At 70.4% G+C, this 20477-nt stretch carries 18 protein-coding genes; 8 read left to right on the top strand and 10 right to left on the bottom strand.

Going from position 1 to position 20477, the window contains the following annotated elements; all coding sequences use genetic code 11:
- Positions 1-6: 6 nt before the first annotated feature.
- Together ASC55_RS08685 and ASC55_RS08690 are read right to left on the bottom strand one after the other, a co-directional pair.
- Positions 7-1113, bottom strand: coding sequence for a glycerate kinase (locus tag ASC55_RS08685; protein WP_055874474.1), 1107 nt, complete (start codon positions 1111-1113; stop codon positions 7-9).
- Positions 1110-2072 (bottom strand): LacI family DNA-binding transcriptional regulator, encoded by a 963-nt coding sequence (locus ASC55_RS08690; protein WP_055876041.1) that lies wholly within the window; start codon positions 2070-2072, stop codon positions 1110-1112. Before ASC55_RS08690 ends, ASC55_RS08685 begins: the two co-directional genes overlap by 4 nt.
- 165 nt (positions 2073-2237) lie before the next feature.
- On the opposite strand from ASC55_RS08690, the gene galT reads away from it, so the two are divergent.
- The 3 genes from galT to galE are packed head-to-tail and all read left to right on the top strand — an operon-like array spanning position 2238 to position 5658.
- A complete protein-coding gene (gene galT, locus ASC55_RS08695; protein ID WP_055874477.1) occupies positions 2238-3440 on the top strand; it encodes a galactose-1-phosphate uridylyltransferase in 1203 nt (400 codons plus the stop codon).
- Complete coding sequence (gene galK, locus ASC55_RS08700; protein WP_055874480.1) at positions 3437-4627, top strand: galactokinase; 1191 nt, start codon at positions 3437-3439, stop codon at positions 4625-4627. Before galT ends, galK begins: the two co-directional genes overlap by 4 nt.
- 50 nt (positions 4628-4677) lie before the next feature.
- The gene (galE, locus tag ASC55_RS08705) at positions 4678-5658 is read left to right on the top strand and encodes a UDP-glucose 4-epimerase GalE (RefSeq protein ID WP_055874484.1); all 981 of its coding nucleotides are present in this window, start codon (positions 4678-4680) and stop codon (positions 5656-5658) included.
- 3 nt (positions 5659-5661) lie between these two features.
- Here galE and ASC55_RS08710 read toward each other — a convergent pair whose 3' ends face one another.
- From ASC55_RS08710 to ASC55_RS08725, 4 genes are all read right to left on the bottom strand, one after another.
- Positions 5662-6987 (bottom strand): MFS transporter, encoded by a 1326-nt coding sequence (locus tag ASC55_RS08710; RefSeq protein WP_055874487.1) that lies wholly within the window; start codon positions 6985-6987, stop codon positions 5662-5664.
- On the bottom strand, positions 6984-7913 hold the full coding sequence (locus tag ASC55_RS08715; protein WP_055874489.1) for a polysaccharide deacetylase family protein: 930 nt from the start codon (positions 7911-7913) through the stop codon (positions 6984-6986). Before ASC55_RS08715 ends, ASC55_RS08710 begins: the two co-directional genes overlap by 4 nt.
- Positions 7914-7976: 63 nt before the next feature.
- Positions 7977-9125 carry an ROK family transcriptional regulator gene (locus tag ASC55_RS08720; RefSeq protein WP_055874490.1) on the bottom strand — a complete coding sequence of 383 codons (1149 nt, stop codon included), beginning with the start codon at positions 9123-9125 and terminating at the stop codon, positions 7977-7979.
- A gap of 149 nt (positions 9126-9274) precedes the next feature.
- On the bottom strand, positions 9275-10840 hold the full coding sequence (locus tag ASC55_RS08725) for an HNH endonuclease signature motif containing protein (protein WP_082524277.1): 1566 nt from the start codon (positions 10838-10840) through the stop codon (positions 9275-9277).
- 1007 nt (positions 10841-11847) lie between these two features.
- Between ASC55_RS08725 and ASC55_RS08730 the strand changes: the two genes are divergently transcribed.
- Together ASC55_RS08730 and ASC55_RS08735 are read left to right on the top strand one after the other, a co-directional pair.
- On the top strand, positions 11848-12516 hold the full coding sequence (locus ASC55_RS08730; RefSeq protein WP_235562460.1) for a M23 family metallopeptidase: 669 nt from the start codon (positions 11848-11850) through the stop codon (positions 12514-12516).
- Positions 12517-12567: 51 nt separating this feature from the next.
- Positions 12568-13092 carry a GNAT family N-acetyltransferase gene (locus ASC55_RS08735; protein WP_055874494.1) on the top strand — a complete coding sequence of 175 codons (525 nt, stop codon included), beginning with the start codon at positions 12568-12570 and terminating at the stop codon, positions 13090-13092.
- 73 nt (positions 13093-13165) lie between these two features.
- Here ASC55_RS08735 and ASC55_RS08740 read toward each other — a convergent pair whose 3' ends face one another.
- The gene (locus ASC55_RS08740) at positions 13166-14617 is read right to left on the bottom strand and encodes a gamma-aminobutyraldehyde dehydrogenase (RefSeq protein ID WP_055866007.1); all 1452 of its coding nucleotides are present in this window, start codon (positions 14615-14617) and stop codon (positions 13166-13168) included.
- A 99-nt stretch (positions 14618-14716) separates the two neighbouring features.
- Between ASC55_RS08740 and ASC55_RS08745 the strand changes: the two genes are divergently transcribed.
- The 3 genes from ASC55_RS08745 to ASC55_RS08755 are packed head-to-tail and all read left to right on the top strand — an operon-like array spanning position 14717 to position 16961.
- Positions 14717-15184, top strand: a complete 468-nt coding sequence (locus ASC55_RS08745; RefSeq protein ID WP_017829446.1) for an Lrp/AsnC family transcriptional regulator — start codon at positions 14717-14719, stop codon at positions 15182-15184.
- Positions 15185-15213: 29 nt separating this feature from the next.
- On the top strand, positions 15214-16617 hold the full coding sequence (locus ASC55_RS08750) for an NAD(P)/FAD-dependent oxidoreductase (RefSeq protein WP_055874497.1): 1404 nt from the start codon (positions 15214-15216) through the stop codon (positions 16615-16617).
- Complete coding sequence (locus ASC55_RS08755; protein ID WP_055874500.1) at positions 16614-16961, top strand: cupin domain-containing protein; 348 nt, start codon at positions 16614-16616, stop codon at positions 16959-16961. Before ASC55_RS08750 ends, ASC55_RS08755 begins: the two co-directional genes overlap by 4 nt.
- 80 nt (positions 16962-17041) lie before the next feature.
- Here ASC55_RS08755 and ASC55_RS08760 read toward each other — a convergent pair whose 3' ends face one another.
- Genes ASC55_RS08760 through ASC55_RS08770 form a run of 3 tightly spaced genes read right to left on the bottom strand, consistent with a single transcriptional unit; the run spans position 17042 to position 20441 of the window.
- Entirely contained in the window at positions 17042-18625 is a 1584-nt protein-coding gene (locus tag ASC55_RS08760; protein ID WP_055874503.1) for an ABC transporter ATP-binding protein, read from the bottom strand.
- Entirely contained in the window at positions 18622-19488 is an 867-nt protein-coding gene (locus ASC55_RS08765) for an ABC transporter permease (RefSeq protein WP_055874506.1), read from the bottom strand. The genes ASC55_RS08760 and ASC55_RS08765 overlap by 4 nt, the downstream gene beginning before the upstream one ends.
- Positions 19485-20441: an ABC transporter permease gene (locus ASC55_RS08770; RefSeq protein ID WP_055866018.1), complete on the bottom strand. Its 957-nt coding sequence runs from the start codon at positions 20439-20441 to the stop codon at positions 19485-19487. Before ASC55_RS08770 ends, ASC55_RS08765 begins: the two co-directional genes overlap by 4 nt.
- Between the last annotated feature and the right edge of the window lie 36 nt (positions 20442-20477).

The following is a 20477-nucleotide window of genomic DNA, read 5'->3' on the forward strand; positions in this document are numbered from 1 at the left end:
GCGGGATCAGACCACGGTGCGCGCCAAGGCGGCTCCCGCTTCGCGCAGCCAGCGCCCCGGTTCGGCGAGCGCCGCCTCCGATGAGCCGGCGAGCGCGGTGAGGGAGGCGCACGCGGCGAACGGTGCGGTGTCGGCGTCGTCGGTGATGCGCCCGGCGGCGAGCATCGCACGGGCACCCGCCGCTGCGGCGAGCCCGGCGAGGAACGAGGGCGCCTTGCCGTCGCCCGACTGTCCGTCGTACGACCCCTCCCCCGTGATGACGACATCGGCGTCGGCGATCGCGCCGGCGAGGTCGATGAGCGCGGCCACCTCTGCGGCGCCGGGAGCGAGCACGCCACCCCACGCCGCGAACGCAGCTCCCGTGCCTCCTGCCGCTCCGTGGCCCTGACCGGCAGGGTCGATGCGCAACAGGTCGGCGAGGCGACGCAGGCCGTCGTCGACGAGAGCGATGTCATCGGCCGCGCGCAACCCCTTCTGGGGGCCGAACACCGCGGCAGCACCGCGCGGACCGGTGAGCGGATTGGTGACGTCGGTGAGAACGCGCACCTCGGGGGCCGCGCGCAAGGCGCTCAGATCGACGGCGGCGATGTCGTCGAGACCGCGCGCGCCCCGTGCGACAGGTGCACCCGCGGCGTCGAGGAAGCGGGCGCCGAGCGCGGTGAGCATCCCCGCGCCTCCATCGGTGGACGCACTGGAGCCGATGCCGACGACGAGTCGCGAGACACCGTGGTCGAGGGCGGCGGCCAGGGCTTGCCCGAGTCCGGTGGTGTCGGCGTCCCACGGGCACAGCTCGTGCAGCAGCTCGATGCCGGAGGTCGAACCCAGATCGACCACGGCCGTGCCCGCCGGGGCGTTCTCCGTCGGGGGCAGCAGCAGCCAGCAGGTGTCGACCCTCTGCCCCGCCGGACCGTCGACCGTGAGCGGCATCCGCACGGCGCCGGGCACGGCCGCTTCGAACGCGGCCATGGTGCCCTCTCCGCCGTCCGCCATCGGCCGATGCACGAACTCGGCGGTCGGATCGACCGATGCCCAGCCGTCGGCGAGGGCGGCCGCGGCATCGACTGCCGTGATGGTGCCCTTGAAGCTGTCGGGGGCCAGCACGACCCTGGTCACCGCACGCTCTCCGCGGTGCTGGCACGCTCGAGGAGATCGGTCGGGATGACGGCGGCGCCCTCTGCCTCCGGCATACCCTCGATCGCATCGACCAGCGCAGAGACCGCGCGCTGCGCGAGCGCGGTGAAGTCCTGACGGATCGTGGTCAGCGGTGGCCGGTAGTTCGCGGCCTCCGGCACATCGTCGAAGCCGATCACGCTGACATCCTCCGGGACCCGGCGACCCGACTCGGAGACAGCCCGCAGAAGGCCGAGCGCCATCTGGTCGTTGGCGCAGAAGACGGCAGTGGCCGAGGCCAGTTCTCGACCAGCCGCGTACCCGGAGTCGGCGCTCCAGTCGCCGCGGACGACGGCGGGCGGATGGATGCCGGCAGCGGTGAGGGTCTCGCGCCACCCTCGCTCGCGCTCGACGGCGGCGAAGGAGTCGGCAGGACCGGCGAGGTGGTGCACGGTGGTGTGCCCGAGGCCGAGGAGTCGACGCGTGGCGGCGGCGGCCCCGCCCGCGTGGTCGCTGTGCACCGAGGTGAACCCGGCGCCGGTCGGTGCGTCGACGACCACGAGCCGCAGTCCCGTGGGGCGCTGAGCGGCGGAGACCAGGGCCGATGCCTCGTTCAGCACGATCGCGCCGTCGACCTCCTGCTCCGCGAGTCGATCGAAGGCCTCGGCGACCCCGTGAGCGGCGGTCACGAGGGTGAGCGCGTAGCCGCGTTCGGCCGCCGCTTCGGCCGTCGCCTGCAACATCCGCGAGTTACCGACGGTCGCCAGGGTGGTGACCACGAGTCCGATCGTCTGCGAGCGGCCGGTGCGCAGGGCTCGGGCTGCGCGGTGCGGACGATAGCCGAGTGCGGTCATCGCCTGCTCAACGCGAGCGCGGGTGTCGGGGTCGACGCGCGAGCTGCCATTGACGACGCGCGAGACGGTCTGCCCCGAGACGCCCGCGCGGGCGGCGACCATGGCCATCGACACGCGACCGGACGCCGGACGCCTCCGGCGGGAGACAGATTCCTCGACACGGTCGCGTCCGCTCTCGCCCACCCGCATCCTCCGTCTCGACACTCCGGCAGACCGCTGGTGCGCGACTCCGGCATGTTGACGTTATCACGGCTCTGTGCGTACCATGTTTACGTGAACACGCCCGAACTTCCTGAGTTGCGCACCGACACCCTCGGCGCCGGCGTCGTCCGACGCGCCACCACCCTCGCCGATGGCCGCGACCTCATCTACTACGACGACCCCGGCACCGCGCTCGGACCCGATCGAGCCATCGACGCCCGTGTTCTCGACCCCCGCCCTGACACCGCGACGATGCGCCTCGACGTGCTCACCGGCGACTGGATCACCGTCGCCGCGAACCGGCAGAACCGCGTGATGATGCCCGGCGCCGACGCCGACCCGCTCGCGCCGCAGACTCCGGGCAATCCGTCGGAAGTGCCCTCGCGCTACGACGTCGCGGTGTTCGAGAACCGCTCGCCCGCGTTCGGGCCCGCCCTCGCGGAAGCAGTGGGCACCGCACCCGTGGCATCCAACGCGCCCCGCGGACTGGACGATCTCGCAGCCCTCGGCCTCGGCCGCACACGCACCTCGGTCGGACGTTGCGAGGTCGTCTGCTTCAGCCCCGAGCACGCGGGATCCTTCGGCACGCAGTCCGTCACCCGCGCCCGCACCGTCATCGAGGCCTGGGCCGACCGCACGGCGGCGCTGTCGACGCTGCCCGGCATCGAGCAGATCTTCCCGTTCGAGAACCGTGGTGAGGCGATCGGCGTCACCCTGCCCCACCCGCACGGTCAGATCTACGCGTACCCGTACGTCACTCCGCGCACGACCCGCGTGCTGGAGTCGATCGATCGCACGGCCCCCGACCTGTTCCAGCACATCCTCGAGTCCGAGCAGGCGTCCGAGCGCGTGGTGTTCCGCGGCGAGCACTGGACCGCCTTCGTGCCGTTCGCCGCGCGCTGGCCGCTCGAGGTGCACCTGATGCCGCACCGCCACGTGCCCGACCTCGCCGAGACCACGCAGGCGGAGCGCGACGAGCTCGCCCCGCTGTACCTGCGGCTGCTGCGCGGTGTCGACGCGCTCTACGACTCCCCGACCCCCTACATCGCGGCCTGGCACCAGGCGCCCGTGCACGTCGGTCGCGACACCGTGCGCCTGCACCTGCAGCTGACGAGCCCCCGCCGCGCCGCCGACAAGCTGAAGTTCCTCGCCGGCTCCGAGGCCGCGATGTGGGCGTGGGCAGCCGAGGTGCCGCCCGAGGTCGGAGCCGCGCGACTTCGCGAGGCGATCGAACGCGCCTCGCACGACCAGACCGACCCCGGAGCATCCGCATGACCGCCGCCCACGACGCCCGCACCCTCTTCACCCGGCTCACCGGCCGCGAACCCGATGGGCTCTGGTCGGCACCGGGACGCGTGAACCTCATCGGCGAGCACACCGACTACAACGACGGGTTCGTCCTGCCGTTCGCCATCCCGCAGCGCACGGTCGCCGCGGTCGGCCGGCGCGACGACGACCGCGGTCGCGTCCTGGTCGGCTCCACCTTCGCGGACGAGCCGGTCGAGGTCGCCCTCGACGAACTCGACCGCCTGTTCCCCACCGCACCCGGCTCGCATCCGGCCGTCCCGGAATGGGCCGCCTATCCGCTCGGGGTCGCCTGGGCATTGCGTCAGGCCGCGGTGGAGGCCGGCCCGTTCAGCGGACTCGACATCGCGATCGCCTCCGACGTGCCGGTGGGAGCGGGGCTCTCGTCGTCCGCCGCGATCGAAGGGGCAACGGCTTCCGCTCTGAACGAGCTGTGGGGCACCGGGCTCGACGGCACGACCCTCGCCCGCATCGGACGACGTGCCGAGAACGAGGCCGTCGGCGCTCCCACCGGGATCATGGACCAGATGGCGTCGATGCTCGGCCGCCCCGACACTGCGATCTTCCTCGACTGCCGGTCGCTGGAGACCCAGCTCGTACCTCTCGCCGTCGCCGAAGCCGGACTCGCCATCCTCGTGATCGACACACGGGTCAAGCACGCGCACTCCACGGGCGGCTACCGCGAACGCCGGGCCTCGTGCGAGCTCGGTGCGTCGATCATGGGGGTGTCCGCGCTGCGCGACGTGTCGATCGACGACCTGCCGCGCGCCCAGGAGCTGATGGACGACGTCACCTTCCGGCGCGTACGCCACATCGTCACCGAGAACCAGCGCGTGCTCGACACGGTGCGGGTGCTGCGCGAGCAGGGTGTGCGCGCGATCGGCGATCTCCTGCTCGCCTCGCACGCCTCGATGCGCGACGACTTCGAGATCTCGACCCCCGAACTCGACACCGCGGTCGACACCGCGCTGGCGGCCGGCGCCCTGGGCGCACGGATGACGGGCGGCGGATTCGGCGGAGCCGCGATCGCACTGATCGAGCAGGATGCCGTCGAGGCGGTCGCGGATGCCGTGAACGCGGCCTTCGCGGCCTCCCGATTCGCGGCCCCCCTGCTGTTCACGGTGACCCCGTCTGCCGGGCCCCGCCGCGACGCCTGACAGAATGACCCATCGAGCCGCGACGACGTCGTGGCGGGAGAGGAGACGCAATGTCCTGGATCGTCACCGGCGGCGCCGGATACATCGGCGCCCACGTGGTGCGCGCCCTCGCCGACGCGGGGCTCACCCCGGTCGTGCTGGATGACCTGTCCAGCGGCGTCGCATCGTTCGTGCCCGAGGGGGTGGCGTTCGTACAGGGCAGCATCCTGGACCGCGAACTCGTCGAGAAGACGCTGCGCGATCACGACGCCGCAGGAGTGATCCACGTCGCCGGATTCAAGTACGCCGGCGTCTCGGTGCAGCGCCCCCTGCACACCTATGCGCAGAACGTCGAGGGCACGCGCGTGGTCCTGGAGGCCATGGAGGCCGCTGGCGTCTCGAACATCGTCTTCTCGTCGTCCGCCGCGGTGTTCGGGACCCCCGACGTCGCGCTCGTCGTCGAGGACACCCCCAAGAAGCCGGCGAGCCCCTACGGCGAATCGAAGCTGATCGGCGAGTGGCTGCTACGCGACCAGGGCATCGCCACGGCCGACTCCGAGCGGCCGCTGCGTCACACGTCGCTGCGGTACTTCAATGTGGTGGGCTCCGCCGACCCGACGGTCTACGACGTCAGCCCGCACAACCTCTTCCCGATCGTGTTCGAGGCGCTGCTCGCGGGCACGACCCCCAAGATCTTCGGCGACGACTATGCCACCGAAGACGGGACGAACGTGCGCGACTACGTGCACGTCGGCGACATCGCGACGGCCCACGTCGCCGCAGCCCAGCGCCTCTCCGACGGACGTCCGATCGAAGCCGCCTACAACCTCGGCTCCGGCGATGGACTCAGCGTGAAGCAGATCATGGACGCCGTCGCCCGCGTCACCGGCATCGACTTCACCCCCGAGATCGGACCGCGGCGGCCGGGCGACCCCGACCGCATCGTGGCGACGGGCGAACTCGCAGCGCGCGACCTCGACTGGACCATGCGGTACTCGGTCGACGAGATGGTGCGCACGGGGTGGGAGGCGCGCCAGGCTGCTCGTCCGTAGCGGTCAGAGGTCGCGGGACCTGATCGGATAGAGCCAGAAGCAGAACCAGGCGAGCGCGGTGAACCCGAGCGGGATCACCGCGAGCATCAGCCGGATGCCGCCGTCGACGCTCTCGGGCTGCGCGTCGCCGAGACCGGCGTCGAAGCCGGATGCCGTCAGCACCACCGCGGCGACGATCGCCTGCAGCACGACCGAGCCGCGCACCACGAAGCCGTTCACTCCGAAGTAGGCGCCTTCCCGACGATGACCTGTGCGCGCGGCATCCTCGTCGATGATCTGCGCGAGCACGACCTCGAGCAGCTGCAGCAGGCCGCCGACGCCCACGCCGACCGCCACACCGACCAGAACCGCACCGGGCACGTCTGCCGCCACGAGGTAGCCGAGCATGGCCGCGCCGAACACCGCGACGCTCCACAGCAGCGCGGTGCGAGGAGAGGTGCGGCGAACGACCGCGCTCCACAACACGATCGAGGGGATCGCGGTGACGAAGATCACCCCGAGCAGCAGGCTGCCCTCTCCCTCCGGTGCACGCAGGGAGTACCTGACGTAGAAGGGGACCGCCGCCAGGATCACGGCGATCGAGGTCTGCACGAACAGCGACCCGAGCACGTAGGGGACGAACGCGCGGTTGCGGAAGGTGTACCTCAGCTGGTCGCCCCAGCGCATGGCCTCCGATGCCGCCTCCGGAACCCGCCGCTCGATCATCCCCCCGAAGAACGACCACACGAGCAGCACCAGGCAGACGGCGCCGAGCACCAGGGCCATGCCCGGCCAGCCGAGCGCGCTGTACAGCGCCGGCGCACCGGCTGTTCCGAGGACCATGCCGAGGATCGCGAAGATCTGACGTGGCACGTTGCCGCGGGCGCGCTCCTCGGTGGTGCGGAAGATCTCGGGGAACAGGGCGGAGATGTTCAGCACCACGACCACGAAGGCCACGTCGTATACGGCGACGACGACGAGGAACCAGATGATGAGGCCGCTCACGGGGAGCTCTGGCGGCATCCACACCAGCGCGAACGCGACGACGAGCGGCACGATGCCCACGCCGATCCAGGGGATGCGCCGGCCCCACGGTGTGCGCAGCCGGTCGGAGACCGTGCCCACGACGGGGTTCAGCACCGCGTTCAGGATGCCGTGGGCGATCATCGCGACCGCCACCCACCCGGCGGGGACGGCGAGGTGAGAGACGTAGAAGTAGACGACGAAGGCCGAGAACGTCTGCGCCATGAGCTGCGTCGGGAAGCCGGAGGCTCCGAACGCGATCGTCTGCGCTCTGGTCGGCGCCGCGTCCAGACGTCGGTCGCGCACCCGCTCGCTCAGCGACGTCACCGGGCGTCTCCCCTTTGCAGGTCGCGCAGGTCGCGCCAGCCGATGCGCACGAGCGCCTCGTCCTCGATCGCCTGCAGCACGGCCGGATCGCCCAGCAGTCGCAGCTCGTAGCCGCGCTTCGCCGCACTGAAGTCGACAGCCGCGCGGAGCTCGTCGTCGTCGACCATCGGATGCAGGTAGATCTCGGTGACTCCGGCCGGCACCGCTCGCAGCAGCGCGATGAAGCCGTCGCGCATCTGCTCGTACGTCTCCTCATCCGGTGTGCCCTCGCGCAGGAGCTCGAACGGGTGCGACCACAGCCGATCGATGATCTCGACGCCGGCTGCATCGGCGGCTGCCGCCGCAGCGTCGAGCTGGGCCTGCAGCGCGGAATCCTCGCCGACCCCGTCCATGCTGCGCGGCAGCCGGAACGGGAGACCGTGTCGTGCGGCGAGCTCGAACACCGGGCGGAGGAAGCCTCGGCCGGTCACGAGCCCGTAGACCGAACCCATGTGATTGTCGAGGTGCGTCACGTCGACGCCGGCGTCGAGCGCGGTCTGCAACTGGGCGGCGAGTTCGGCGGCGACATCGTCATCGGTGGCGTTCTGCTCGACGGACAGGACGTCGGTCGGGAAGAAGCCCGCGGCGTCGACGAGGCTCGTAGCGGTACCTGTCAGCGGGCGCCACCGGTAGCGGGCCCATTCGCTGGTGAGAACGAGGTGCACGCCGACGTCGAGGTCGGTGCGGGAGGCCGCGAAAGCGAGTGCTGCCGGGGACCACGAGCACGGGACCATCACGGTCGTCGAGTCGATGCGTCCGGCTGTGAGCAGGTCGATGATGGCGGTGTTGGCCGCATGGCACATGCCGAAATCATCCGCATTGAGGATGATCGCCCGCGCACCGGGCGCGAGACCGAGTCGATCGGCGAGGTCGGAAGGTGCGGTCATCGAGGATCCTGTCGGGTGATTCGAGCGGCGGTGCTCGGAATGGTGGTGTGCAACGGGTGGTGTTCATCGGCCACCCGGGGAGGCGGGCGTGAGGATGCGGGCGAAGAGTTCGCCTCGGAGCGCAACGGCCGCTTCGTTGACGGCGCCGACCAGCGGAGCCTCCGGACCGAAGGAGGAGACGAGGAACCGCAGGGGGAGCTGCGCCTCGTACTCGCCGGCGATCCGCACGATCGCGGCGACGAGTGCCGGATGAGCTGCTTCGCCGCTGAGGATGAAGGCTTCCGGATCGAGCACCAGCCCCACGCTGCCGGCCACGAGAACGATGCGTCGAGCGATCTCGGACACGATCCGTACCGCCGCAGCGTCTCCGCGGACGGCCGCCTCCAGATGATCGGCGAAAGATGCCCCGGGATCGCGGCCGGCGCCGAGGGCCAGGTCGCCCACGACCGCGTCGCCCACGAGGGGCGCACCGATCGGGATGGGCGTCTGCGGCAGGTACATGACTTCGCCGGCGACGCCGGAGAAGCCGCGGTGCAGCGCGCCGTCGATCACGATGCCGGCCCCGAGCCCGTCGTCGAGGAGCAGCAGCGCGAAGCTGGCGAGGACCGCTCCTTCTCCAGCGGTGAGCTCGGCGAGGGCTGCGAGATTCACATCGTTCTCGATGCGCACAGGACAGTCGAGGGCGGTCGACAGCGCCGCACGGAATGCGCCGCCGTCGGGGCCGAGGTCGTCGCGGATGCCGCCGTCGGCCGTGACGATGCCGGGCACTCCGACAACCGCCAGGTGAACGGCGCCCTTCGCCGCTTTCACCGTGCGGCGACACCGCTCGACGAGGGAGACGATGTGGGTCACGCGATCTTCGGCCTCGGTGAACGGGGCGTGCTCCTCCGCCCGCACGGTTCCGCCGGCGTCGACGAGCACGACGTGGGCGGCATGGTGATCGACGTGCACGGCGACGGCGAATCCGAGGCGCGGATGCAGGGCGACCCGTCCGGCGGCGGGGCCTCTCGTGTCCCGGTCGAGGCCTGCCGACGCGACGGCTCCGGCGTTCTCGAGCATCCGCAGCACCTGCGTGACCGCGGTGCGTGACAGACCAGTGGCGGACATCAGCTCCGAACGGGTCTGCGGCCCGCTGCGAGCGAGCGCCTCCAGGATCGCGCGGCCGTTGAGCGTGCGCAGCAGGCCCTGCGGTCCCGCGAGTGGTCTGGACATCTGTTCCCTGGGTTGCCTGTCTGGTTTTCGTGTACCGCGCCAGGTGTCGTTCCGACGCGATGCCGACACGGAGCCGGGCGCAACGCCCGCCAGCATGCCACATCGTGTCGCACTAGTCGACACGTCGCGCCGAGCCTGCATGTCTCGGTTCACGTCCTGAGCAGTGCCGAGCGGCGGGCAGCCGGCCTGTTGCGAGCCTTGCTCACCGGCTGGGGCACGCGCCATCGTCGGGTGGGATCCCACCACGCGGGGCCGCGGACGTGAGGGGTGCCGTGTCGCATGCGGATCTCCCATCCGGAGGCGTCGAGGGTACGGTGATGGTGCCAGCAGAGGGCGACGCCGTTATCGGTGTGGGTGGGCCCGCCGCGCGAGTGCTCCTGGACATGGTGGATCTCGCACCACGTCGCGGGGACGTGGCAGCCGGGAATCAGGCATTCGTGGTCACGGAGAGTGATCGCCCGGCGTTGATGGGCGCTGAAGATCCGGTCGGAGGTGTCGATTCCGATGATGCGCCCTGCCGGGTCGAACAGCACCCGCTGCACTCCACCCGCGCAGGCGGTGTGTGCGGCGGTACGCACGGATACGGGGACGTCGATACCGTCGACGTGCGCCCACCCGCGCCCGGCGATGTAGTCGTCGGCGGTGACGGTCACGACCAGAGTCGGTGCGGCGCCACCGAGACGGGGCATCTCATCGTGCCGCGCAGCGATCCCCAGCACCGCGGCGAGGGTGTCGTGCTGCTTCTGTGCGCGGGACCGGGTGTCGACCATCCGGGCGGGATCGTCGGAGGGAAGGGCATCGTCGGAAGGAAGGACATCGTCGCCTGTTCCCCCCACCGCCCCGGTGGAGGCGGCCTCGTCATGGTCGACCAGGACGGACGGCTGGAAGACGACGACCCCGGGCGCGGATGGCCCGTCGACTCTCGGGTTCAGATAGGCGTCGAAGATGCGCTGCAGCTGTCCCGCGACCTCGGGCAGCAGCCCGCCCCGGATCGGGATCACCCCGTCTTTCGCCCGGCCCAGGATGATCCCCCGGGCGCGCATCGCGATGTCGTCTGCCGGCTCCGCGCCGTCGGGGTCGAGGTACTGCACGATCACCTGCGCCAGGATCCGGAGGTCTTCCGGCGTCGCCGGTGGTGCCTCTTCGCCGTCGACAGCCGCATCCGCGTCGGCGCGGCGGCCGTCGTCCGCCCCCTGGGCAGCGACCGCGCATCCGCGGGCATACGCCGCAAGCTCCGCATCTGCGAGCAGCCGGTCAGCTGTACCGACCCGGACCGCAGCGTGTTCCACCGGTCCTGTCGCTGCCAGCAGCCCGGCCACCCCCACCGCCCCGTCGAGCATCGCCGCCCGCATCGCCGGCCACCGCGCCGGCAAGCGAACCCCCGACGACAGCTCCACCTCGCGACGCACGGCCTTCGCCGCCTTCACCACTCGACCAGCGCCAGCGGCATCCGTCCGCAGCACCCTCTGCAGCAGCTCGCCCATCGTCCGACACCCGAATCGACCGCAGAATGCCACCTCACCCGACCCGGCCGGGCGCGCATCGACAGACGCGACCGTCTCCACGACCAGCGCCTCCACGCGCCGCTGCACCTCCCCCGCCACACGCAAGAGCTGCATCTTCGCGTCATCCGGCAACCCCGCCACCACGTCGGAACGCAGCAGCGCGTCCAGATCAGCGGCCGTCTGACCGAGCATCTCCACCGGGGTTGTCATACGCGCAAGTCAACGCGGAGCCACCGACATTCGCTACCGAATAAAGCCAGTTCAGAGCGGTATTCCGGAACACACACGAGGCCCGCGACTCCTCCACAACCGAGGCGAATTCCCGCCTTTCCACACGTGCAGCAGATCGTGCCCCACGGCTCGCCCGGACCCCGGGCTCCCGGCGCAGAATCGGTGCATCGTCCTCCGCAACGCACAGGCACCGAGGTCGATCGAAGCCCGAGCACCCCTCCGCGACGTGTGATCTCGATCCATGCGCTCTCGATTTGACGCTCTCGACTTCGCGAATTAGATTACAGATCGGTAACGGTGGCATCCGGGGGGATCGCCCGCCGCGCACACCTGCCTCCCGGAAGGACCCCGTCACGAACTCCCTGCCACCCGAGCGCGATCACGACGCCTCGGAAGCCCCCGCACAAGTCCCTGACTCGACGCGACCGCTCTTGCGGCGCGACCTGAGGCGCTCCGCCACCGCAGATTCACGGAGTTCCCGCCGGGCGAATGCAGCTCCTGCTGCTTCTGCGCCCGAAGCAGCCACTCCGGGTGATGCCTCCTCCGCCCGCGACACCCCTTCCGCGGCTGACCCCACCCCGGGAGCGGAGGCAGCCCCGGCAACCGCAACCGAAGCGGCCCCCGCACGCGAGGTAGCCCCCACACCCGAGGCAACCCCCACACCCGAGGCAACCCCCACACCCGAGGCAACCCCCACACCCGAGGCAACCCCCACACCCGAGGCAGCACCCACGCGCGAGGCAGCACTGCCCACCCCCGCCCCCGAGGCGGCCCTCACCCCCGAGGCAGCCCCCACCTCCTCCGCAGCGCCCACCTCCTCCTCCGACGCCCCTCCGGCCACCCCACAGGCACCCCGCTCCTGGGATCCTCGTCTGCGCCCGCGACACCTGGCTGCGCCGACGGCGCCGACTTCTCGAGCTCTGGTGCGCCGGGAGAAGCGCCGGTGGGCGAGGGCTAAGGCACTTGGTGCCACACTGGCGATCGGCGTGCTGATCTCCGGCGCGGCTCTTCCCGCACTCAACCCCGTCGGCGGCCAGGCCGCCAACGCCAGCGCCAGCGTCTCCACCGCAGCCGAAGGAACCGCGCAGTCGTACACAGCGAAGGCGGGAATCCGGGCCCAGATCGATCCCCGGGGGAACTTCTCCGCGACGACGCCCGAGGAGATCAAGGAGACCCGCTCCCGCGCCGCTGCCGCCGCCGTCGCCGCCGGCATGCCTCTCTCCAGCGCGATGGACATCCCCCTCGCCGGACGCATCGTGATGCCGATGGCCGACGGGACCTACTCGTTCACCGATGGCTTCGGCGCCTCGCGGCCGGGCCGATCCCACCTCGGCCAGGACTTCGCCGCCCCCATCGGCACCCCCATCAACGCAGCGATGAAGGGCTGCGTCTCGCGGTCCACCGAGAGCTACCAGGGTTACGGCGTCACGATCCAGATCGAGAGCATCGTCGACGGGCAGGCCGTGAGCACCGTCTACTCGCACATGACCTACGGCAGTCGCGCGGTCGAGGTCGGAGACTGCGTCGAGGAGGGCCAGTACATCGGCGACGTCGGCTCGACAGGGTACGTGTTCGGTTCGTGCCTGCACTTCGAGGTCCACATCAACACGGTGGCGGTCGACCCGCTTCCGTGGCTCAAGAAGAACGTGAGCTGACCGGCACCGCACGACCCCACGCCGCCTCTGCGATCACCGTAGGGTGGCGGGATGAGTGCACTGGTGATCCGCGATGCACGCGCCGAAGACGCCGAAGACATCGCCGGCGTGCACGTGCGTTCGTGGCAGGCCGCCTATCGAGGACTCATCGACCAGTCCGTACTCGACGGTCTCTCCGTCGATGAGAGAGCCGCGGGCTGGCGGCGCATACTCGCCGAGCCGCTGCCGACGAGCCTGGGAACCCTCGTCGCCGTGCGCGACAACCGCCTCATCGGCTGGGCGTCACTCGGCTCGGGCCGCGACCCCGACGGCCTCGCCGACGGAGAGGTGTACGGCATCTACGCCGACCCTTCCGCCTGGTCCACCGGCGCGGGTCATGCCCTGCTCGTGGCCGCCGAGCAGCGGATCACCGAGGCCGGTCACGACCGCGCCTACCTGTGGGTGCTCGACGGCAACGAGCGCGCCGACGCCTTCTACGCCCGCCACGGCTGGCTCGAAGACGGCGCGATCAAGATCGAGGAGCGTCCTCAGCTCACCCTGCGCGAGCACCGCCGCGTGAAGACACTCCCCGCGTGAAGACACTCCCCACGTGAAGACGCTCCCCGCGTGAAGATCCTGAGCACCTGAGGGCACGCCGCCAGCCGCCGCCTCAGTCGAGTGCGCTCATCACGTGCTTGATGCGGGTGTAGTCGTCGAAACCGTACTGCGACAGATCCTTGCCGTAGCCGGAGTGCTTGAATCCGCCGTGCGGCATGTCCGACACGAACGGGATGTGGGTGTTGATCCACACGCAGCCGAAATCGAGATCACGCGAGAAGCGCATCGCCCTGGCATGATCGGTCGTCCACACCGACGCGGCGAGCGCGTAGGGCACGTCGTTGGCCATCTCCAGGGCCTCGGCGTCCTCGGAGAACGCCTGCACCGTGAGCACCGGTCCGAAGATCTCTCCCTGCACGACCTCGTCGTCCTGTCGCACGCCCGACACGATCGTGGGCTCCCAGAAGTAGCCGCGGTCGCCCTGGCGGCGTCCGCCGGTCTCGATCGTCGCGTGCGCGGGCAGGCGATCGATGAAGCCCTGCACCTGCGCGAGCTGTGCCGCACTGCTCAGCGGGCCGTACAGCACCCCCTCCTCGCGCGGGCCGCCGGTGCGGGCGTGGGTCTTCGCCCTGGCGACCAGCGCGGCGATCAGCTCATCGTGCCGCGAGGCGTGCACCAGCACCCGGGTGGCAGCGGTGCAGTCCTGTCCGCCGTTGAAGAACGCGCCGGTGATGATGCCCTCGACGGCCTTGTCGATCGACGCATCGGCGAACACGATCGCCGGAGCCTTGCCGCCGAGCTCGAGGTGCACGCGCTTGACGTCGTCGGCCGCCGAACGCGCGACCGCCATGCCCGCACGCACCGAACCGGTGATCGCGACCATCTGCGGCGTGGGGTGCTCCACGAGCGCGACACCCGTGTCCCTGTCTCCGAGCACGACGTTGAGCGTGCCGGCCGGCGTGTGCAGCGCGACGATCTCGGCGAGCAGCAGGGTGGTGAGCGGCGTCGACTCCGCGGGCTTCAGCACGACCGTGTTGCCGGCGGCGAGTGCGGGAGCGATCTTCCACACCGCCATGTTCAGCGGGTAGTTCCACGGCGTGACCTGGCCGATCACGCCGACGGGTTCGCGCCGCACGAAGGAGGTGTGACCGGCGAGGTACTCCCCCGCGGCCCTGCCCTCGAGGCTTCGCGCCGCACCCGCGAAGAAGCGCAGCTGATCGACGGACTGCATGATCTCGTCCGCGACGAGGCTGGCCCGCGGCTTGCCGGTGTCCTGCGACTCGAGGTCGGCGAACTCCTCCGCTCGCGCCTCCATCTCGTCGGCGATGCGGAACAGCGCCAGCTGCCGTTCGCCGGGCGTGGTGTCGCGCCAGATCGGGAAGGCGGCGGATGCGGCTGCGTAGGCGGCATCCACGTCGCTGCCGTCCGATACCGGGAGCTCCCCGTAGGTCTCTTCGGTGACAGGATCGACGAGCGGCATGCGGTCGGCGCCGCTCGCGGGCACGTAGCGGCCGCCGATGAAGTTCTGCAGCGGCGCGGAGTTCTTCAGGAGGTGACTGGACATGGGGTCATCGTATCGACATCCATACGGAATCTGAAGATCTGATCAGACGAAACAACTGAATCGGTTGCAGAATGCAGAACCGGCTGACAATATCGACACATGAGCACGAAGCCGTCCCAGCCTGCCCTTGATGACATCTCGAAGCGCATCGTCGAACTGCTGCAGGAAGACGGCCGCCGCCCCTACGCCGAGATCGCGCGCGAGGTCGGGCTGAGCGAAGCAGCGGCTCGCCAGCGCGTGCAGCGGATGACCGAGGCCGGCATCATCCAGATCGTCGCCGTCACCGACCCCATGCAGCTCGGCTTCCACCGCATGTCGATGATCGGCATCCGCGTCTCGGGCGACCCTCGCGAGATCGCCGAGGAGCTCACCACGATCCCCGAGCTGGCGTATGTGGTCGTCACGCTCGGCACCTTCGACATCCTCGTCGAGGCCGTGTGCGAGAACGACGAGCACCTGATCGATCTCATCGCGACCCGCATCCGCACCATCCCGGGCATCACCCACACCGAGAGCATGCTCTACGCAGGCCTCTACAAAGACCTCTACAACTGGGGCACGCGCTGAGGCGCGCCCCGCACACAACGGAGAGAACAATGGGCACCACCGTCTTCGAACGCCAGCCGCCGTCGCCGTCCGTCATCGACGCCTCGCTCCGCGACACCGACCTGCGGGTGTTCTGGCTCGACGACGTGGATCGGCCGACGCACCCCCGCCTCAACGGCACGGTCCGCGCCGACCTCGCGATCGTCGGCGGCGGGTACGCCGGCCTGTGGACGGCGGTGCGCGCGAAGGAGCGCGACCCCGAGCGTCGTGTCGTGCTGCTCGAGGCCTCGCGCATCGCGTGGGCCGCGTCCGGACGCAACGGCGGCTTCTGCGAGTCGAGCCTCACCCACGGCCACGAGAACGGTGTGAATCGCTGGCCGGAGGAGATCGACCGGCTCGAAGAGCTGGGCCACGCGAACCTCGACGGCATCGGCGAGACGATCCAGCGCTACGGCATGGATGCGGAGTTCGAGCGCACGGGGCAGCTGGCCGTCGCCGTCGAGCCGCACCAGGTCGAGTGGTTCCGCGATGAGCCGGGCTTCCTCGACCGAGAAGCCGTGCAGGCCGAGGTGCACTCCGACACCTTCCTGGCCGGAGACTGGGACCGCGACGGCTGCGCGATGGTGCACCCCGCCAAGCTCGGCGTGGAGCTGGCCCGCGTCGCCGCCGACCTGGGGGTGGAGATCTACGAGCACAGCCTGGTGCGCGGGATCGAGGGCGACGGATCGGGACCGATCACCCTGGTCACCCCGAACGGCCGGGTGGTCGCCGATGCCGTGGCCCTCGGCACGAACGTCTTCCCCTCGCTCCTCAAGCGCAACCGCCTGATGACCGTGCCCGTGTACGACTACGTGCTGATGACCGAGCCGCTCACCACCGCGCAGCTGGCATCGATCGGCTGGTCGAACCGGCAGGGACTCGCCGACAGCGCGAACCAGTTCCACTACTACCGGCTCACGGGCGACAACCGCATCCTGTTCGGCGGCTACGACGCGGTCTACCACTTCGGCGGCAAGGTGCGGCCGGAGTACGAGGACCGCATCGAGAGCCACCGCCGGCTCGCCTCGCACTTCTTCACCACCTTCCCGCAGCTGGAGGGTCTGCGCTTCACCCACCGCTGGGCCGGGGCGATCGACTCGTCGAGCCGCTTCTGCGCCTTCTTCGGCACCGCCCGCAAGGGCCGCGTCGCCTACGCGACCGGATTCACCGGGCTCGGCGTCGGCGCCGCGCGCTTCGCGGCCGACGTCATGCTCGACAAGCTTGCCGGCGAGGAGACCGAGCGCACCCAGTTGCGGATGGTGCGCGAGAAGCCCATCCCCTTCCCTCCCGAACCCGCCGCCTCGATCGGAGTCAACCTCGTGCGCGCAGCCATGAACCAGGCCGACCACAACGAGGGCAGGCGCAACCTGTTCCTCAAGACGCTCGACGCCGTGGGCATGGGGTTCGACTCGTGAACGGTCTCGCCGCAGGGGCGGGAGTGGATGCGGCGGCTCTGCCCCTCGATCACGGACCTCTCCCCGCGGACGATGTGCTCGCCGGGTCGCCGACGGCCGCCGTGCACGAGCTGGCGGCGCTCGGCGGGACCGAGATCGGCATCTGGGAGATGACACCGGGTACCGCGACCGACATCGAGGCCGACGAGGTGTTCGTCGTGCTGTCCGGCCGCGCCACGATCGCGTTCGCCTCATCCGGCCTCCCCGACCTCGAGGTCGGCCCCGGCTCGGTGGTGCGCCTCGCCGAGGGCATGCGCACGACTTGGACCGTCACCGAGACGCTCCGCAAGATCTACGTGGCCTGACGCCGCCGCCCCGCGCTCGAATCGCGCGAATGGCCCCATCCCGAGAGGAGACGGGGCCGTTCGCGCGATTCGAACAGCCCTCAGGTGATCGGAACCGGCACCGAGTCGATCAGCAGTCGCGTGTACTCGTGCTGCGGGTCGCCCAGCAGCTGCTCGGTCGGACCGGCCTCGACGATCTCGCCTCGACGCATCACGATCGTCTCGGCGCACACCTTGCGCACGACCGCGAGGTCGTGGCTGATGAACAGCAGGGTGAGACCCTGCTCCCGACGGATCCCGGCGACGAGGTCGAGCACCTGCGCCTGCACCGAGACGTCGAGCGCACTGGTCGCCTCGTCCATCACGAGCAGCTCCGGCTCCACGGCGAGTGCGCGGGCGATCGCGACGCGCTGACGCTGACCGCCCGACAGCGTGCGGGGTCGGGCGGCGAGATGCTCCTCTCCCAACCCGACTGCTGTGATCAGCTCGAGCGCCCTGGCAGCGGCATCGGCCCCGGTCCGCCCGGTGTGCAGCTTCAGCACGTCTTCGATCGCTCTCCCCGCAGGGATCCGCGGGTCCAGCGACAGATACGGATCCTGGAACACCATCTGCACGCTCTTCGCGCGCTCGAGACGCTCCGCACGCGACCGCGGGATGCCCGACATCGAGCGTCCGCCGATGCGGATCTCCCCGGCGTCAGGCTCCTCGAGCCCGACGATCATCCGCGCGAGCGTCGACTTGCCCGACCCCGACTCGCCCACCACGGCCAGCGATCCGCCACGGGCGATCACGAGATCGGCATCGGCGACGGCCGCGACCGGATCCTTCCCTCGGCGCCGATACGTCTTGCCGACTCCGGCCACCACGAGCTGCGGTTCGGAACCGGATGCCGCGGTCGGCGGCGTGATCGACCCCGAGATGCGCGGAGTCGCGGCGACTAGACGACGCGTGTATTCGGCGGCAGGCGCCGTGAGCACCTCTCGCGCCGTGCCCTCCTCGACGATCGCGCCGTCTTTCATCACCACGAGGCGATCACACAGGGAGCCGGCGAGGTTCAGGTCGTGCGTGATGAACAGCATCCCCATCCCGCTCTGCGCGCACAGGTCCCGCAGCACCTGCACGATCTCGGCCTGGGTCGTGACGTCGAGCGCGGTGGTCGGCTCGTCGCACACCAGCAGGCTCGGCGACGCGCTCAACGCTCCGGCGATCATGACGCGCTGCAGCATGCCGCCTGACAGCTCGTACGGATGCTGCGACAGATGGTCGGCGGGCGCCGGCAGACGCACGGCCGTGAGCAGCTCGACGGCCCGTGCGTGCGCGGCATCCTTCGACCACCCCTCGCACAGTCGCAGCGCCTCCGAGACGTGGTCGCCGATCGTGCGCATGGGGTTGATGCCGGCCCGCGGATCCTGGAACACCATCGCCGCCTCGTGTCGACGGATCTCCTGCCGACCGGCCGCACCCGCGAGCGGGGACCGCCCGTTCACCTCAACGGTGCCGCCCGTGATCGCCCGGTCGGGCAGCAGCCCGAGCACCGAACGCGCCGTGAGCGATTTGCCGGAGCCGGACTCGCCGACCAGCCCGACGGTCTCGCCCGGCGCGACCTGCAGCGAGATGCCGTGCAGGAGACGGGTGCCGTTCGGGAGGTCGAGCGTGAGGTCCTGGATGTCGAGAAGAGTGCTCATGCGGGGATCCCTCCGCCGATCCGATCGGAGAGTTCCTCACCGATGATGTTCACGCACACGACGACGATCACGACGGCGACGGCGGGTGCGATCGCCGGCAGGAACTGCCCTGCCGCCACCCCCGACTGCGCCTCGTTGATCATCGCGCCCCAGTCGGCGGTCGGCGCCTGCACGCCGAGGCCGAGGAACGACAGCCCCGCGAGCTCGGCGAGCACGTAGCCGAAGTTCAGAGTGGACTGGGCTCCGACGATCGGCGTGACATTCGGCAGCACGCGGCGCAGGGCGATCCACGATCCTCCGAAGCCCTGCACCCGATAGGCCGAGACATACGGACGGGTGCGCTCCGCGGCGACCAGCGAGCGGGTGAGCCGAGCGACGAAGGGGGCGTAGGCGATGCTCATCGCGATGATCGGTGCGACCAGCCCCTTGCCGAACAGGGCGACCGCCATGATCGCGATCAGCAGCGAGGGGAATGCGAACAGCACGTCGAAGACCCGGCTGAGTGCGGCGTCGATCCACCCACCCCGCCATCCGGCCCAGAGCCCCAAGAGGATGCCGATGACCGTGGAGAAGACGACCACGAGGAGCGGGCCGATGAGCGCCGTGCGCCCGCCGTAGATCAACCGGCTGAGCAGGTCGCGCCCGAGCGAGTCGGTGCCGAGCCAGTGCGCGGCCGAGGGCGGAGCAAGGAAGGCGGTGAAGTCCACCGCATCAGGGTCGCAGGGTGCGATTAAGGGCGCGAAGACCGCGGCCAGCACGACAGCCCCGAGCACGACGACGCTGGCGAGGTACAGGAATCGCGGACGCTTCCGGCGGGGCGCACGCAGCACCCGCATCGCGAGAGTGGGGGTCGAGGAGGTCATCGGGCACCAGCTCCGGCAGCGGATCGCGGGTCGATCCAGGGTTCGAGGATGTCGACGATGGCGTTCATCACGACGAACGCGATCACGACGAGGAGGACGATGGCCTGCACGACCGGGAAGTCGAGCCGGTCGACGGACTGCACGAGAAGCGAGCCGATGCCTGACAGCCCGAACGCGGCCTCGACGATCGAGCTCGCCACGATGAGCCCTGCCACGAGCACGCCGCTCACGGTCAGGATCGGACCCAGGGCGTTGCGCAGCACATGCCGGCGCACGACCACCGGGCGTCGTACGCCGCGGCTCGTCGACACCTCGACATGCTCGCGGCCCAGTTGATCGACCATGGCCGAGCGGGTCACCTTGCCGACCAGGACGATGAACACCAGCGCGAGCGCAATCGAGGGCAACGTCAGGTGATAGACCATGTCGAAGAAGCCCTCGCCGGCCCCGAATGAGGGGAACCAGCCCAGCTGCACCGAGAACAGCGCGATGAGGACGATCGCTCCGACGAACGACGGGATCGCGCCGAGCACCGTGAGTCCGATCAGCACGAACCGGTCGAGGGCCTTCCCTCGGTTCAGCGCGGCGACGGCACCGAGCACGACGCCGGCCACGAGCACGATCGCCCCCGACATCGTCACGAGCATCAGCGTCACGGGAAGCCGGTCGCCGATCACCTCCGTGACGTCCTGCCGATACTGCAGCGAACGGCCGAGGTCGCCGTGCAGCAGGCCGAGGACCCACCGGAAGTACTGCTCCCACGGTGGGAGGTCGAGCCCGTACTGGGCGGTGACCTGCGCCACCGCCTCCGGGCTGGGCTTGCGCCCGCGGAGCAGGAAGCTCACGGGATCTCCCGGCACCAGGAAGCGCGAGAAGAAGACGAGCAGCGACGCCAGGAACAGCGTCAGCAGCAGGCCGCCGAGCTTTCCGGCGACGCGACGTGCGGCTGTCATCGGGTGGTCTCCTCCGGGGTCGAGGTTCCGGCGATG

Source organism: Microbacterium sp. Root322, from assembly GCF_001425645.1.
GTDB lineage: Bacteria > Actinomycetota > Actinomycetes > Actinomycetales > Microbacteriaceae > Microbacterium > Microbacterium maritypicum.